General features: G+C 57.4%; 9 protein-coding genes and 1 riboswitch. Of the genes, 6 read left to right on the forward strand and 3 right to left on the reverse strand.

Annotated features, from left to right (window positions below):
- The first annotated feature begins 188 nt into the window (after positions 1-188).
- The 4 genes from JYB85_RS02635 (at position 189) to JYB85_RS02650 (ending at position 7,377) form a co-directional block, all read left to right on the forward strand.
- Positions 189-3,857 carry an ATP-binding protein gene (locus JYB85_RS02635; RefSeq protein WP_207380936.1) on the forward strand — a complete coding sequence of 1,223 codons (3,669 nt, stop codon included), beginning with the start codon at positions 189-191 and terminating at the stop codon, positions 3,855-3,857.
- Positions 3,857-4,504: a hypothetical protein gene (locus JYB85_RS02640; protein WP_207321883.1), complete on the forward strand. Its 648-nt coding sequence runs from the start codon at positions 3,857-3,859 to the stop codon at positions 4,502-4,504. The genes JYB85_RS02635 and JYB85_RS02640 overlap by 1 nt, the downstream gene beginning before the upstream one ends.
- A complete protein-coding gene (locus tag JYB85_RS02645) occupies positions 4,501-5,721 on the forward strand; it encodes a phosphoenolpyruvate carboxylase (protein WP_207380937.1) in 1,221 nt (406 codons plus the stop codon). The genes JYB85_RS02640 and JYB85_RS02645 overlap by 4 nt, the downstream gene beginning before the upstream one ends.
- Positions 5,722-6,126: 405 nt before the next feature.
- On the forward strand, positions 6,127-7,377 hold the full coding sequence (locus JYB85_RS02650) for a dicarboxylate/amino acid:cation symporter (protein WP_207380938.1): 1,251 nt from the start codon (positions 6,127-6,129) through the stop codon (positions 7,375-7,377).
- 97 nt (positions 7,378-7,474) lie between these two features.
- On the opposite strand, the gene ppa is transcribed toward JYB85_RS02650, so the two are convergent.
- Entirely contained in the window at positions 7,475-8,005 is a 531-nt protein-coding gene (ppa, locus tag JYB85_RS02655; protein WP_207321887.1) for an inorganic diphosphatase, read from the reverse strand.
- 123 nt (positions 8,006-8,128) lie between these two features.
- Positions 8,129-9,094, reverse strand: a complete 966-nt coding sequence (locus tag JYB85_RS02660) for a class 1 fructose-bisphosphatase (protein WP_207380939.1) — start codon at positions 9,092-9,094, stop codon at positions 8,129-8,131.
- A gap of 259 nt (positions 9,095-9,353) precedes the next feature.
- Between JYB85_RS02660 and JYB85_RS02665 the strand changes: the two genes are divergently transcribed.
- Positions 9,354-11,582, forward strand: coding sequence for a S9 family peptidase (locus JYB85_RS02665; RefSeq protein ID WP_407695871.1), 2,229 nt, complete (start codon positions 9,354-9,356; stop codon positions 11,580-11,582).
- A 135-nt stretch (positions 11,583-11,717) separates the two neighbouring features.
- On the opposite strand, the gene arcA is transcribed toward JYB85_RS02665, so the two are convergent.
- Positions 11,718-12,434: a two-component system response regulator ArcA gene (gene arcA / locus JYB85_RS02670; RefSeq protein WP_207380941.1), complete on the reverse strand. Its 717-nt coding sequence runs from the start codon at positions 12,432-12,434 to the stop codon at positions 11,718-11,720.
- A 562-nt stretch (positions 12,435-12,996) separates the two neighbouring features.
- Here arcA and JYB85_RS02675 point away from each other — a divergent pair.
- Positions 12,997-13,428 (forward strand): DUF3293 domain-containing protein, encoded by a 432-nt coding sequence (locus tag JYB85_RS02675; RefSeq protein ID WP_207381951.1) that lies wholly within the window; start codon positions 12,997-12,999, stop codon positions 13,426-13,428.
- Between the two features lie 129 nt (positions 13,429-13,557).
- Positions 13,558-13,734: riboswitch (Lysine riboswitch) on the forward strand.
- The last annotated feature ends 56 nt before the right edge of the window (positions 13,735-13,790 follow it).

A 13,790-nucleotide genomic window follows, 5' to 3' on the forward strand; every position in this document is an offset into this window, starting at 1 on the left:
TCGTTGTAAAAATGGCCTGAAACCCGCATTCCAGGCCGACTTTGGCCGGGTTGAATTGCCAACCCTGTCGCTTTCCTTTAACTTATCTCTTTCCCGTGTCCGGGTAGGTTTCAGGCCCTGTTTTTCTCAGGCCCCAACCCCGCCCATGGCCTTGCCACGGCCGGCACCAGTTTGCTTTAAGGATAGAGATGTCAAGCCTGATCCGAATCGTGCTCATAGACACCCACCTGCCCGGTGTGGTGGAGCTGGCCCTCGACGGCCATACCAACATCTGTGGAACCAATGCCTCCGGTAAAACCACGCTGCAGCGCCTGGTACCCGTGTTTTACGGTGAGTATCCCAGCCGGGTGGTGCCATCCACCCGCGACAGCTTTGAGCGCTGGTATTTGCCCCACGACGGCAGCTACATCATTTACGAATATCGCAAGGCCGACGGCCTGCTGTATCAGGCCGTGCTGTCCTCCGCCGGCGAGGGCAAGGGCGTCAGCTACCGTTTTATCGCCAAGGGCTTTGAGCTGGACGATTACGTCAAGAACCGCAACGGCGACACACTTCTGTGTCACAAGGCGGCGGATCTGGGCCGCGAACTCAAGCGCGCCGGTGTGGCCCACACCAATTTGCTCAACACCCGCGAATACCGCGCAATAATCCAGAATGACCGTACCCTGCTGGCCACCGGTGGCAATCGCAGCGAGCTGCGGGCCTATGCGCGCCAATTCTCCCTCTGCGAGCCCGAGCACTCCTTGCGCCACATAGAAAAGTTGGCCAAGGCGGTGCACTCCAAGGAAGGCAAGATGGAGACGGTCAAGTCGATGATTGCCGCCATTCTGGAAGAGGACGGAGTCAATCCACCCAGTTCCCGCATCAATCCGCAGCAGGTGGAAAGCTGGATCCGCGAGTGTCAGCTGATTGCCGGTTTCGAGGCCATCAGGCCTGAGTTCGACAAGCTGGAGCAGGAATTCAACCAACTCTTGTCCGCCGAGCTGCGCCTCGGCGCGCTGCACAAGGGCTACAGGGATGACGAGGTGCTTGAGGCCCAGCGCCAGGAGCACAACCAAACCCTGTCCAAGGAGCTGAATTTCCATCTGCGGCAGCTGGATGAAGAATGGAAGGAGCGTCGGGACGAACTTAACCAGGAAATCTCCGCCGCCCGCGGTGATGCCGCCAAGTTTGAGCACGATCTCGAGGCCATTGAAAACCAACATGGCGCCTTCCTCGATGCCGACATAGAACAGGCCCGCACCCATCTGGAGCAGTTGCCCCTGTGGCGCATCGATCTCGACAACCTGAGCGAGCGCCACAAGCTGCTTACCGACAAGCATCAGGACGTGGAAGCCGCCTACAACGGCCGTCGCAGCAAGATAGTCGAGCAGCTTAACCGGGATCTCGAAGGCCTGGATGCCGAGCTCGACAAGCAGCGTGACAGCCGCGACCGTCAGGCCGCCAGCGCCCGTGCCGACCTGGAAAAGCTGGAGCAGCAGTGGCGCGATCAGCTGGAAGTGATCAAGAGCCGCTTCCGCGACGAGGAATACCGCCTCAAGCTGGATGCCGAAAAGCTCAAGTTGCAGCAGGACGCCGTCACCTACACAGAGGAAGAAAAACTCAATCTGGCGGTGTTTGACGAGCGTATCCAGCGCGCCGACGAGGAGCAGGAAGTCAGTAACGCCAACGTGGAGCGCCTGTCCGCCGACGAGCGCCGTCTGCGTGCCAGACGCGATCAGGCCAGCGAGGCCCTGCGCCTGGCGAGCCTTAGGCACAACGAGCGCCGCGCCGAGCTGGAAGAGATCCAGCACGTGCTCTTCCCCCAATCCCACACCCTGCTGGAGTTCTTGCGTAAAGAAGCGCCGGGCTGGGAACAGACCCTTGGCAAGTTGGTGGCGCCCGCCCTGCTGCACCGCAGCGATCTTCATCCTGTGCTGACCGAAGGCGACAGCTTCTACGGCATAGGCCTGGATCTCAAGGCGCTGGAGGTGCCCGAATACGCGGCCACCGAACAGGAGCTTAGGCTGCGTCTGGCCCGCGCCGAGGAAGCCCTGGCCCTGGCGGCCAAGGTGCAGGATGAGGCCGAAGCGACCCTGGTGGCCATCAACGGCGAGCTGGAAGGTCTGAGCCGGGAGCTGACCTTTGCCCGCACCGCCTACAAGAATGCCCGTGAGGATCTGCGGCGCCTGTTTGACGAGAAGCGCGCCGAGCAGGACAAGATCAACAAGGCCCTGGCCGAGCGCAAGGCGGTGGCCAACAAGCGCCTGACCCAGCTGGATCACGAGCTGCGTCAGCTCAAGGCTCAGCATCAGGAACGTCTGGACGAACACCAGGAACAGGCCCTGGAAGCGCGTATGGAGAAGAACGCGTACTGGCAGGAAGTGGTCGGTGCCCTCGACAGCCAGATAAGCGCCCTGCGCAGCAGCATGGAGCAGCGCCGCAGCAACGCCAAGGTGGAAACCAAGGCCTGCGAGCAGTGGTACAAGAATGAACTCAAGTCCCGCGGTGTCGATGAGGACAAGATCATCGCCCTCAAGAGTGACATCCGCAGCCTGGAGCAGCGCATTCAGGACGCCGAAGGCCGCCGGGCCGAGGTGCTGCGATTCGAAGATTGGTATCAGCACACCTGGCTTGGCCGCAAACCCAAGCTGGCCCAGCAGCTCAGCGATGTGCGCCGGGAATTGGCGGATCTGGAGCAACAGTTGGCGGGCCGCATGGCCGAGGTCAAGGCCAAGCGTCTGGAGCTGGAGACCGCCCGCAAGGCGTCCGATGCCGCCCAGGTGGAGGCCTCGGAAAACCTCACCAAGCTGCGTGCCCTGCTGCGTAAACTGAACGAGCTCAAGCTGGCCGCTGGCGAAGATGAGGCTCAGGGCAGCATAGGCGAGCGCCTGCGCCAAGGCGAGGAGCTGCTGCTCAAGCGCGACTACCTGATGGGCTCGGTCAAGCAATACGTGGAGCACTTCGACACCATCATCGCCGGCAAGGCGGGATCGGGCCTGGCGGAGTTCTGGGAACGGGCGCGGGAAGAGGCGACCGTGGTCACCGACAAGGGCATCCGCCTGCTGGATTACCGCAAGCTGGTGCCGGGTCTGGAGCAGCTGCTCAATGTGATGGTGCCGCAGCGGATGCGCTCTCTGATCGATTTGGGGCGCAACTTCGGTGTCGACCTCTGTGCCTTCTACGACGTGTTGGCCGACATAGATCGCCGTATCGCGTCCCAGAGCGCGCGCATCACCCGCGAGGTGGGCGAGGAGCTGTTCCTCGACGGCGTGTCCGAATCTGCGGTACGTATTCGTTCGCGGATCAGTGAGCTGGAATTCTGGCCCGAGCTGGAAGTGTTCGTGGCCGCCTTCCGTCACTGGAAGACCGACGGTTTCAACGGCCTGCCGAGCGAACATTACACCGGCAGCATGCGCCGGGCGCTCGACATCATAGGCAAGGCGGCCCTGAGTGGCGGCATCGCCAAACTGCTGGAGATTGAACTCAAGCTGCGTGAAGGCAACAGCGATCTGGTGATCCGTACCGACAGGCAGCTTAACGAGTCCTCCAGCCACGGTATGGCTTATCTTATTCTGTGTAAGTTCCTGCTGGCCTTTACCCGCCTGTTGCGGGGCCCGGCCGACGTGACCATACACTGGCCCATAGATGAGCTCGGCACCCTGCACCATGGCAACGTGAAGAAGATTTTCGATGCCTGCGAGAACAACAATATTTCCGTGCTCGGCGCCTTCCCCAACCCCGAATCCGAGGTGCTGGGGCTGTTCCGCAACCGCTATATCATCAACAAGCAGACCCGCAAGCTGCAGGTGGTGAAACCCAAACTCAATCCCATCGCCGATAAGCTGGCGAGCCGTATCGCCCGGGAGGCCGTGTAATGACCGACGCTATTAGCCTGGTGGGCCAGGGCGCCCTGATTGAACGCCTGCTGCGGGGCGAATTTATCTGCCGCGTGACCGACGAAGACGGCTGGCGGGCCCTGAAGGAGCCCGGCATGCGGGCGCGGGTGGAAAGCTACCTGAATCAGATAAACCGCACCGTTGCCACTGCCGGTGAAGGCGAGGTGTTTTTCTGCGGCTATGCCCAGCTTGGCGAGGCCGAGCGCAAGGTGATCTCCAGCCAGTTCAAGGACATCTGCCAGGCGCTGATCCCCCTGGTGGAATGGCTGGTGCTGGTGCAGGAAGCCTCGGGCCAGGATGCCCCCCTGACCGAAGGCGCACCTGTGCGCCTCACCGAGTTGCAAAGCCGCATCGAGGACACCCCGGCGTTTCGTGAGCAGCTGGCCAAGCTCAGCCAGTATCGCCTGTTCGGCTCCACTTCCAGCAACGTGGATGCCCAGATGAAGCTGGTGTTCAAACGTCTGGTGGAGCTGGGGTACCTGACCCGCCCCAATGCCGAGAAGCAGATTTATATCGCCACCGGCAAGTTGGATTACCTGTATGAGGTGATCCGCTTTATCGACGAGACCGAGGGGCTGGGACTGGAGGCTCAGGCCGAAACCGCCACCCAAAGGGAGCTGATATGAGCAGCAACCTGCATCAGTCCGGGGTCAAGCTGCTGCGCCTGCTGGGGCGCCATGCCGAGACCCTGATGGACGTTTACCTCAGCGGCAGCGCCGAGGAGGGACGCCATGACGCGGCCGTGCTCAGTAAGCTCACCGACGCCGGCATACTCTGGCGCCCCGAGGCCGGCGAAGGCCTGCGGTTGACTCGCAATGTCCGCGCCCTGCTGGAAGAGGGCCTGAAGGACGAGCGCAACCGCCAGATCAACTCCAATGTGGGTTCGTCCCTGGCCACCATCAAGACCCTGGCCTCCCACTACCGCGAGGCCCGTGCCAGCGTTGATTACAGTGCCGCCGAGGCCTACCTGGCGGATCTGTCCGAGCATGTGTTCGCCTTTACCGAGAATCTGCGCTATTCCATTCGGGTGCTCTGGGGCCGGATCAACAACGAATTCGGCTATGTGGGCAGCATCAGCGCCAAGATCCGCGAAAACGAACTGGCCCAGAGCCAGGTGGGCGAATTGCTGAGCGGCCTGGAACTGTTCCAGTTCACCGAGCTGGGTGAAATTGCCGGTGACATACGTGAGCTCAGGCGTTTGCTGGTGACCACATTGCAGGAAACCTTAAGCGATTGCAGCAAGGAGCTGAGCGTGGTGCAGGGGCGTTTGCTGGAGCTGCTGGGGCGTTTCCGCCAGATCCAGGGCCGCACCCGCTTGCTCAAAGGCTTGTTGCTGTACACAGACATGCATCCCGACTATGTGCCCCAGGATCACGTGGCACATCGCAAGGTGCCGGGCCTGTTCAACCGTGCCGAAGCCATACTGGCCGATGCATCGGTGGACGTGCACAACAGTGCCCAGGAGCTGGAGCTGATGGAGCTGGTGGCCCGCATCAAGGCCATTTCCCGGCTGGATGTGCCGGTTCGGCACAGGGACGTTGAGGCCGAGGTGGTACTCAGCCAGGCCGAGGACTTCGACGTGCCGGACAACCCGCTCAAACAGGCGGTGGAGAATTACTTCTGCGCCGTTATTGATTCGGGAAGGCGCCAGTCGGCACTGGATTTCCTCAAGGCCAATCAGTTGCCCTGGGACGCCGAAAGCTGGCTGTATCAGGTGATTGGCGGCTTCGAGGGCCTGAGTGAAGAGCACAAGGGCTACTTTGAACTCGAACCTTTGGGCGAGCCCCATCCCGTCTACAGCGGCAACTTTATCATCCGGGATGTGGAGCTGTGGCTCAGCTGAACCAAGCCGCTTGGGCGAGCTTGCTGTTGGTGGGCTTGCTATTGACGGCGGCTTGTTCCACTATCCAGCCAGGCCCAAATGACTTGGGCGTTTTACACTAATAACAGATAACTGGGATGAGGGCGTGGCGACGTTTCGAGATTAGGTTATGTTCGCCTTGGTGGCGCTTTGCTTGAGAAACGAGGAGCGAAGTTTAGTTCGTTCTAAATGAGTGACGAGTGACAAAGAGCAGAGTGCCGCCCAAGCGAACCCGAAGGGCAGTGCTTGGCCGGTCTTTCTAATGCGTTAGTGCCCGCTTATGTAGGATGCTACATTGCGCAGGCACTGCCTGATATAAAAGCCGGCCAAGTTACTGCAAAAGCAACCATGAAACGTCAACACGCCCTAACCCAGGGAAGGCAAGCTATGTTGAAGACTCTCTCGGCGCGCATCTTTATCGGCCTCTTTGTCGGTCTGGTGTGCGGTTCCATAGTGCAGTACCTGCTGCAGGATATTTCCTTTTTCTCATCCACCCTGCTCGACGTCGCATCGGGCCTCGGCACCATGTTCGTCAATATGATCATGATGCTGGTGGTACCTTTGGTGTTCGTCAGCATAGTCTGCGGTGTCTGTGAGCTGCAGGATCTTGGCAGCTTTGGTCGCCTCGGCACCAAGACCTTCGGTTTCTACATCATCAATACCCTGGTGGCCATTTTTGCCGCGGTGGGCGTCGCCCTGGTGCTGGATCCCGGGCGCGGAGTGGACATGACCGGCGGCGAAGGGGTGAAGCTTACCGCCACCGAGCTGCCAAACCTGATGAGCCTGATAGTCGATATAGTGCCGCGCAATCCCGTGGCGGCCTTTACCTCCGGCAATATGCTGCAGGTGATCTTTATGGCACTGTTGCTGGGGGCCGTACTCAAGTCCATGGGAACTCACGTGGCAGGAGCTGTCAGCGGCTTCCAAACCGCCAACAAGGTGATGATGAAGCTGATCTCTGTGGTGATGCACCTGGCGCCGCTGGGCGTGGGGGCGCTGATGTTTAAGTTGGGTGCCACCCTGGATGCCGAAGTGTTTTACAGCGTGCTTGAGTATCTGGTGCTTATCATAGGTATGCTGGCACTGTGGATTTTCGTGGTTTATCCCTATGCGGTGCAACTGTTTACCACGGTCTCGGCCAGCACCTTCAGGCAAAAGACCCAGGAGCAGATCCTCTTTTCCCTGTCCACCGCCAGTTCTAACGCCACCATTCCGGTGACCATGCGCACCCTGGTGGAGAAGCTGCAGGTGAATCACGCCGTGGCCGGATTCGGTGTGCCACTCGGGGCGACCATGAACATGGGTGGGGTGTCCATTTACATCACCATAGCCATTTTCTTTATCGCCAATGCCTTTGGCATGCCCATTACCCTGGAGCAACTGCCGACCCTGATGTTCAGCATCTTCCTCTTGTCTGTGGGCGCCGGCGGCGTACCCGGAGGCGGCATGGTGATGATAGGCGTGCTCATCCATCAGATGGGCCTGCCAGTGGAAGCCTTTGCCCTGGTGGCGGCACTCGATCGCTTAATAGACATGATCCTCACCTCCTGCAATGTGGTAGGCGATACCGCAGTGCTGACCATAGTCGACCAAACCGAACGCCCACACAGGGTGCTGGAGCAAAGCGACGAAGAGTAAACCCTATGGGCTCACCCGTGCTGAAGGTATTCAGCTCGGGTAACAGCAATAAAAAAGCCGGCTTGATGCCGGCTTTTTCGTATTCGCGCTTTACCGCTTAGGCCTGGGCGTAACGCTCGGCGCTGGTGCGGATTTCTTCGCGGGCAGATTCAACGTCTTCCCAGCTTTCAACCTTGACCCACTTGCCTGGCTCGAGATCTTTGTAGTGTTCGAAGAACTGTTTGATCTGGGCTTTAAGCAGGGCCGGCAGATCGTCCACGTTCTGGATGTGGCCGTATTCCTTGGAAATCTTCTCGTGTGGTACGGCAACAATCTTGGCATCTTCACCTGACTCGTCGGTCATTTTCAGTACGCCAACGGGACGGCAACGGATCACGCTGCCAGGTTGCAGTGGGTACTGGGTAGGTACCAGCACGTCAACCGGATCACCGTCGAGGCTCAGGGTCTGGTTCACGTAACCATAGTTGCAGGGATAGAACATGGGCGCGGTCATCATGCGGTCAACGAACAGGGCGCCGGTTTCCTTGTCCACTTCATACTTGATGGGATCGTGGTTCTGAGGGATTTCGATGATTACATAGATATCATCTGGCAGGGATTTGCCCGCTGGCACAGCATTTAAGCTCATTTGCGTATCCTTAACGGTGTAAACACAGGTTTTCGTAAAATAGTGGCGCGTATTATAGCGCGATTTGGCGGCTTGCCAATGAAAGCCGCCTTAGACCTTCTACTTAGACTTAGGGGCCAGGCCTCAGCGGCCGTGGTACTCCAGGCACACATCGACCTCGTTGGCCGAGCCGAGGATCACAGCTACCCGCTGGTGGATCTGCTCGGGCTGGATGTCGAGTATGGTGTCATAACCCGTGCTGGCCTTGCCGCCGGCCTGCTCGACCAGCAGGGCCATGGGGTTGGCTTCGTACATCAGGCGCAGCTTGAATGGCTTCTTGGGATCCTTGGTGTCGGTGGGGTAGGTGAACAGGCCGCCGCGGGACAGCACCCGGTGCACATCACCCACCATGGCGGCAATCCAGCGCATATTGAATGACTTGCCCCGTGGGCCTGCCTTGCCTTGAATCAGGTCGGCGATGTAGTTCTGCATCGCCGCTTCCCAGAAGCGCTGATTGGACATGTTGATGGCGAATTCGGCGGTGTCCTTGGGGATTTGCACCTCGGCCACGGTCAACAGGTATTCGCCGCTGACGGGATCCAGGGTAAAGAGTTGCACACCCTTGCCCGAGGTCAGGGCCAGCATGGTGGATGGGCCGTAGAGCACGTAACCGGCGGCAACCTGGTTGCGACCGGGCTGCAGGAAACTCTGCTCGCTGATCTCACCAATAGGGGCTGGCAAAACCGAGAATATGGTGCCCACCAGGGAGTTGATGTCGATGTTGGAGGAGCCATCCAAAGGGTCGAAGCACACCAGAAATTCGCCCTTGTCACCCAATACCACGACCTCATCTTCTTCTTCCGAGGCCAGGGCGCGCACGTGGCCATCGGCGGCCAGGGCATCTTTGAGCATGTCATTGGTGATCACGTCGAGTTTTTTCTGGCTTTCGCCCTGGACGTTCTCGGTACCGGCCACGCCGAGCACACCGGCGAGGGCACCTTTGCGCACGGCCTGGCTGATGTCCTTGGAGCTGTTGGCCAGGGTGGTCAGCAGCGCCGCCAGAGCCGGGGACAACTGGGCTTGATTCAGGTATTGGGACAGGGTCTGCATGTTATGTCCTTAACAGAAAGTGAGGTCTTGATGATTTTTGCCGCCAATGATACCCGAGATTGATGAATTTTTCAGTGCGTTCCCGCATTGGATTGGCTGTACTCCCCAGGGAAGCATGCTGAACCTTTATTTACAGTATCGGCTTTGGTAAACCTCACAATTTAGGGCAGAATGAGGCCTGTTTCGCCATGGCCACAAGGGCCGGGCATGGACCCCAATGGATAGAATAATGATTAAAAATTGGTTAGGGACTATGTTGATGAGCAGTGGCTTATTGGCTGTTGGTGTTGGACTTGGCAATCAAGTGTTGGCGGCCCAGGCATTTCCGGGGGCAGGCACAGAGCCTTTGGCCATCGCGCGCATGTATGCTTCTCCTGCGCTGGCGGGCACCAGTCCTCGGGGCTTAAGCCTGTCGCCGGACGGCAAACGGGTGACCTATTTGGCCGGTCGCGCTGACAATCAACATTTTTACGATCTGTGGCAGATGGATGTTGCCAGCGGCCAGGTCAGCCTGCTGCTGGATGCCGACAAACTGGCGGCCGGTGAGCTGTCGGATGAGGAAAAGGCCCGCCGTGAACGCAAGCGTATCTATGGCCAGGGCATTATGGAGTATTTTTGGGCCGATGACAGTCAGGCACTGCTGATCCCCGCCGCCGGTAAACTGTACTATTTCACCCCGGCTAACGGCGAGGTCAGGCTGCTGGCCACGGGTGAGGGCTTTGCCACCGATGCCAAATTGTCGCCCAAGGGCCATTATGTGTCCTTTGTCAGCGAGCAGAACCTGTTTGTTTACAATCTGCAGCAGAACAAGTTGCTTCAGTTGACCCAGGATGGCGGCGGTGCCATTAAAAATGCCATGGCGGAGTTTGTTGCTCAGGAAGAGATGGACCGCATGACGGGCTACTGGTGGGCGCCGGATGAGTCGGCCATCGCTTTCACCCGCATCGATGAATCAGGTGTCGAGTTGGTGACCCGCAACGAAATCTATGCCGATGGCATCAAGCTCACCGAGCAGCGTTATCCCTATGCCGGCAAGGCCAACGTTGAGATTGCCTTGGGTGTGGTGACCCTGGCCTCCGGCAACACCTCTTGGGTGGCGCTGGGCCAGGATAAGGACATCTATCTGCCGCGGGTGGATTGGTTACCGGACAGCAAGCAGCTGAGTTTTCAATGGCAGAGCCGCAATCAGCAGCGGCTGGAACTGCGCAAAGTGGCCATCAAGCAACCGGACAGTTCAACCCTGCTGCTGGCGGAGACCAGCAAGGCCTGGGTGAATCTCAATAACGATTTGCACTTTCTCAAGCAAAGCTCCGATTTCCTCTGGGCCTCGGAGCGGGACGGTTTCAAGCACCTGTATTTGTTTGACGCGCACGGCAAACTCAAGAGCCAGCTGACTCAAGGAAACTGGGCCGTCGATGAGGTAGAGTTTGTCGACGAACAGGCAGGTATGGTCTATTTCAGCGGTCGCATGGATAAGGTCACGGAAAAGCACCTTTACCGGATTAGCCTCAAAGGCGGAACGCCCGAACGCCTTAGCCAGGCAGCTGGCATGCATAGCCCGGTGTTTGCGGAAGATAAGGCGGTGTATCTGGACTATTTCAACAGCCTGAGTCAACCGCCCCAGATAAGTCTCCACGATGGCAACGGCAAGCGCCTGGCCTGGGTGGAGGAGAATGCGGTGAAAGCCGGCCATCCCCTGTATCCCTTTGCCGGCCTGTGGCAATTGCCTGAGTTTGGCACCATCAAGGCCGATGATGGCCAGGCCTTGCATTATCGCTTGTTCAAGCCGGTCGATTTCGATGCCAGCAAGCGTTATCCGGTGTTGGTGCGGGTTTATGGCGGACCCCATGCACAGATGGTGGTCAACAGTTGGAACGAGCAGGATTACTTTACCCAGTATCTGTTGCAACAGGGTTACCTGGTATTCCAGCTGGATAACCGCGGCTCGGCCCACAGGGGGACCCGCTTTGAGCAGGTGATCTACCGAAACATGGGCGATGCCGAGGTGCGGGATCAGGTGGCGGGCGTGGACTATCTGCGCACGCTGCCCTTTGTGGCCGGAGACAGGATTGGCATTTTTGGTCACAGCTATGGCGGCTACATGGCGTTGATGAGCCTGTTCAAGGCGCCTGAGCATTTCAAGGCGGCCATATCCGGCGCCCCCGTGACCGACTGGCGCCTGTATGACAGTCATTACACCGAGCGTTACATGGGCACTCCGCAGGATAACGAAGCCGGTTATGACGCATCCAGTGTGCTGCCCCATGTGAAGGGGTATCAGGGCGGCTTGTTGATGTACCACGGCATGGCCGATGACAACGTGTTGTTTGAGAACAGTACCAAGGTATTCAAAGAGTTGCAGGATCAGGGCAAGCTGTTCCAACTCATGACCTATCCCGGCTCCAAGCACTCGATGCGTGGCGATAAGGTGCGGGCCCATCTGTACCTGACGTTGGCGGATTTCCTTGACCGAGAATTGAAGCATTAATATAGAAAAAGCCAGTCTACGGACTGGCTTTTTTATTGATGGACCCCTGCGGGCCGCAATCCGCGTATTCAAAGAGGCACAATAAAAAAGCCAACCCCGGGGTTGGCTTTTTATCACAGATGCAGCGGAGCTGGATTAGTCGTCCAGGTTGCCGCAGAAACGATAACCTTCACCGTGAATGGTGGCGATGATCTCCGGCGTGTCCGGCTGGCTCTCGAAGTGCTTGCGGATACGGCGAATGGTCACGTCCACGGTACGGTCGTGTGGCTTGAGCTCACGGCCGGTCATCTTCATCAGCAGATCGGCACGGCTGAGGATCTTGCCTGGGTTCTCCACAAAGTGCAGCATGGCGCGGAATTCGCTGCGCGGCAGTTTGTAGGATTCACCCTGGGGGCTCACCAGCGAACGGCTGTTGATTTCCAGGCTCCAGCCATTGAAGCGATACACTTCAACTGAGCTTTTCTCTTCTGTCTCGGCGCCTGCGCTGTTGACGCGGGTCAGAAGGTTACGGGCACGAATGGTCAGTTCGCGGGGATTGAACGGCTTGGTAATATAATCGTCCGCGCCAATTTCCAGCCCCAGGATCTTATCGACCTCGTTATCACGGCCTGTCAGGAAGATAAGACCAATGTTGTTGATTTCACGCAGTTCACGTGCAAGCAACAAACCATTCTTACCGGGTAGATTGATATCCATCACCACCAGGTTGACCTTGTTTTCCTGCAGGGCTTTATGCATTTCTGCGCCATCATTGGCTTCAGTAACCACATATCCTTCTGCCTCGAAAATACTTCTCAATGTATTACGGGTTACAGCTTCATCTTCAACGATAAGAATGTGCGGGTTTTGCATATCAAGTACCTAAGTTAATCAAATCTTTGCTAATCATAAGTGCCCGTCGCCCCGGGCTCTCTACCAAAACGCTGACTGGATCAGTGGTCACGCAAGTGCTTTCAAAGACGGGTCTGAACGGCAATACACTTGATGATTAGTACAAATCGCCAGCTGTCACAGGAAGTCGCGGCCGTACTTTCTTCGATAATCCAAGGCCAGGGAAGGTCCCTTAGCCATTGTTTTTCTGTAAAGTTTACATGTTAAATTCAATGTAGATCACATTTGCTTCGGCCGTGTAGTCATACTGCGACAGCAGAGTCCGGTTATGTAACATTTTATGTCAATGTACGGCCGGATGCTTGGATGGCTACGAGCGGCATTGTACTCGTTTTAGGCATTTGTTAACAATTGAAATGTTAACAAATCGGCTGCTCTGGTTGGTTAATATTTGTTAACGCAAATAATGTTTATAAAAATTAAGTGGTTAAAGTTAAATCTTGTCATGGCTGTGCCTGAGGGCTGGGCAAGAGGTTTCAGTCTGCTAAACTGTATCGGGTTCTGAAAGATGAAAAGCAACATCATGGAATGTCAGATCAATCACCTCTGGTCCCTCTATCAACAGACCGAATTTCTGTTGATGCAGAATATTTCCCCCGACACCTCGTTTGCCATTATTACCGCCCATAATCCCCGCGGCGAACTGCTGTCCGAATGTCAGAATCGTCTCAGGGACCGACAGCTATTGGCGGACATAGAGGCCCTGGGCGTCCCCTATCGAGCCTTGGTCGGCACCAGTCCGGATTTGCAGCATAAAGAAAAAAGCTGGGCGGTATTTATGGAGGCCGGTGATGTGTTGGCGCTGGCCGAAAAATACCAACAAAATGCCATTTATTATGTGGAGCAGGACAGGTTGAAACTGCTGCCCTGCTTAATGCCCGGCCCTGAGTTGCAGCTCGGCAGCTTCCGCAGCAGAGCCCGCCTTATTGGCTCCATGGCCGACTTCGACTGTTAGACCTTCCTTGATACGTTGGCAGTGTTGAATTCTGCCAGCCAAACTCTTTGCGCTATATTTAACCGGTCAAAAAATGTCATTGACTTGGGGCGGGCTTTATTGCTACTTTTTTGGTCCCTTCCCTTGGGAAGGCACAGAAGAGGAGCGTCAACTAGGTAGCCGTTTCGAGGAGCATCCACTCCGATGACGAAAGGTGAGGGAGATTGACGCCGAGGTAATGCCATGTGGAATTGCATGTCGTTATCGGTCGGCCAGGCTGAATCCTGTCGATTGTCACCTGTTTTTTGGTGGAGAGCTTCTGGTGACGATCGCTGTTTCCCTTCTATGGGGTGCTGTATCTTTGCACCAGGCTCTTCGAACGT

The organism is Shewanella sedimentimangrovi (genome assembly GCF_017354965.1).
Lineage (GTDB): Bacteria > Pseudomonadota > Gammaproteobacteria > Enterobacterales > Shewanellaceae > Shewanella > Shewanella cyperi.

Bases quoted from the DNA above. Each gene is read 5' to 3' on its own strand.
- JYB85_RS02635 (WP_207380936.1), top strand. From the start codon at position 189: ATGTCAAGCCTGATCCGAATCGTGCTCATAGACACCCACCTGCCCGGT.
- JYB85_RS02640 (WP_207321883.1), top strand. From the start codon at position 3,857: ATGACCGACGCTATTAGCCTGGTGGGCCAGGGCGCCCTGATTGAACGC.
- JYB85_RS02645 (WP_207380937.1), top strand. From the start codon at position 4,501: ATGAGCAGCAACCTGCATCAGTCCGGGGTCAAGCTGCTGCGCCTGCTG.
- JYB85_RS02650 (WP_207380938.1), top strand. From the start codon at position 6,127: ATGTTGAAGACTCTCTCGGCGCGCATCTTTATCGGCCTCTTTGTCGGT.
- ppa (WP_207321887.1), bottom strand. From the start codon at position 8,005: ATGAGCTTAAATGCTGTGCCAGCGGGCAAATCCCTGCCAGATGATATC.
- JYB85_RS02660 (WP_207380939.1), bottom strand. From the start codon at position 9,094: ATGCAGACCCTGTCCCAATACCTGAATCAAGCCCAGTTGTCCCCGGCT.
- JYB85_RS02665 (WP_407695871.1), top strand. From the start codon at position 9,354: ATGAGCAGTGGCTTATTGGCTGTTGGTGTTGGACTTGGCAATCAAGTG.
- arcA (WP_207380941.1), bottom strand. From the start codon at position 12,434: ATGCAAAACCCGCACATTCTTATCGTTGAAGATGAAGCTGTAACCCGT.
- JYB85_RS02675 (WP_207381951.1), top strand. From the start codon at position 12,997: ATGGAATGTCAGATCAATCACCTCTGGTCCCTCTATCAACAGACCGAA.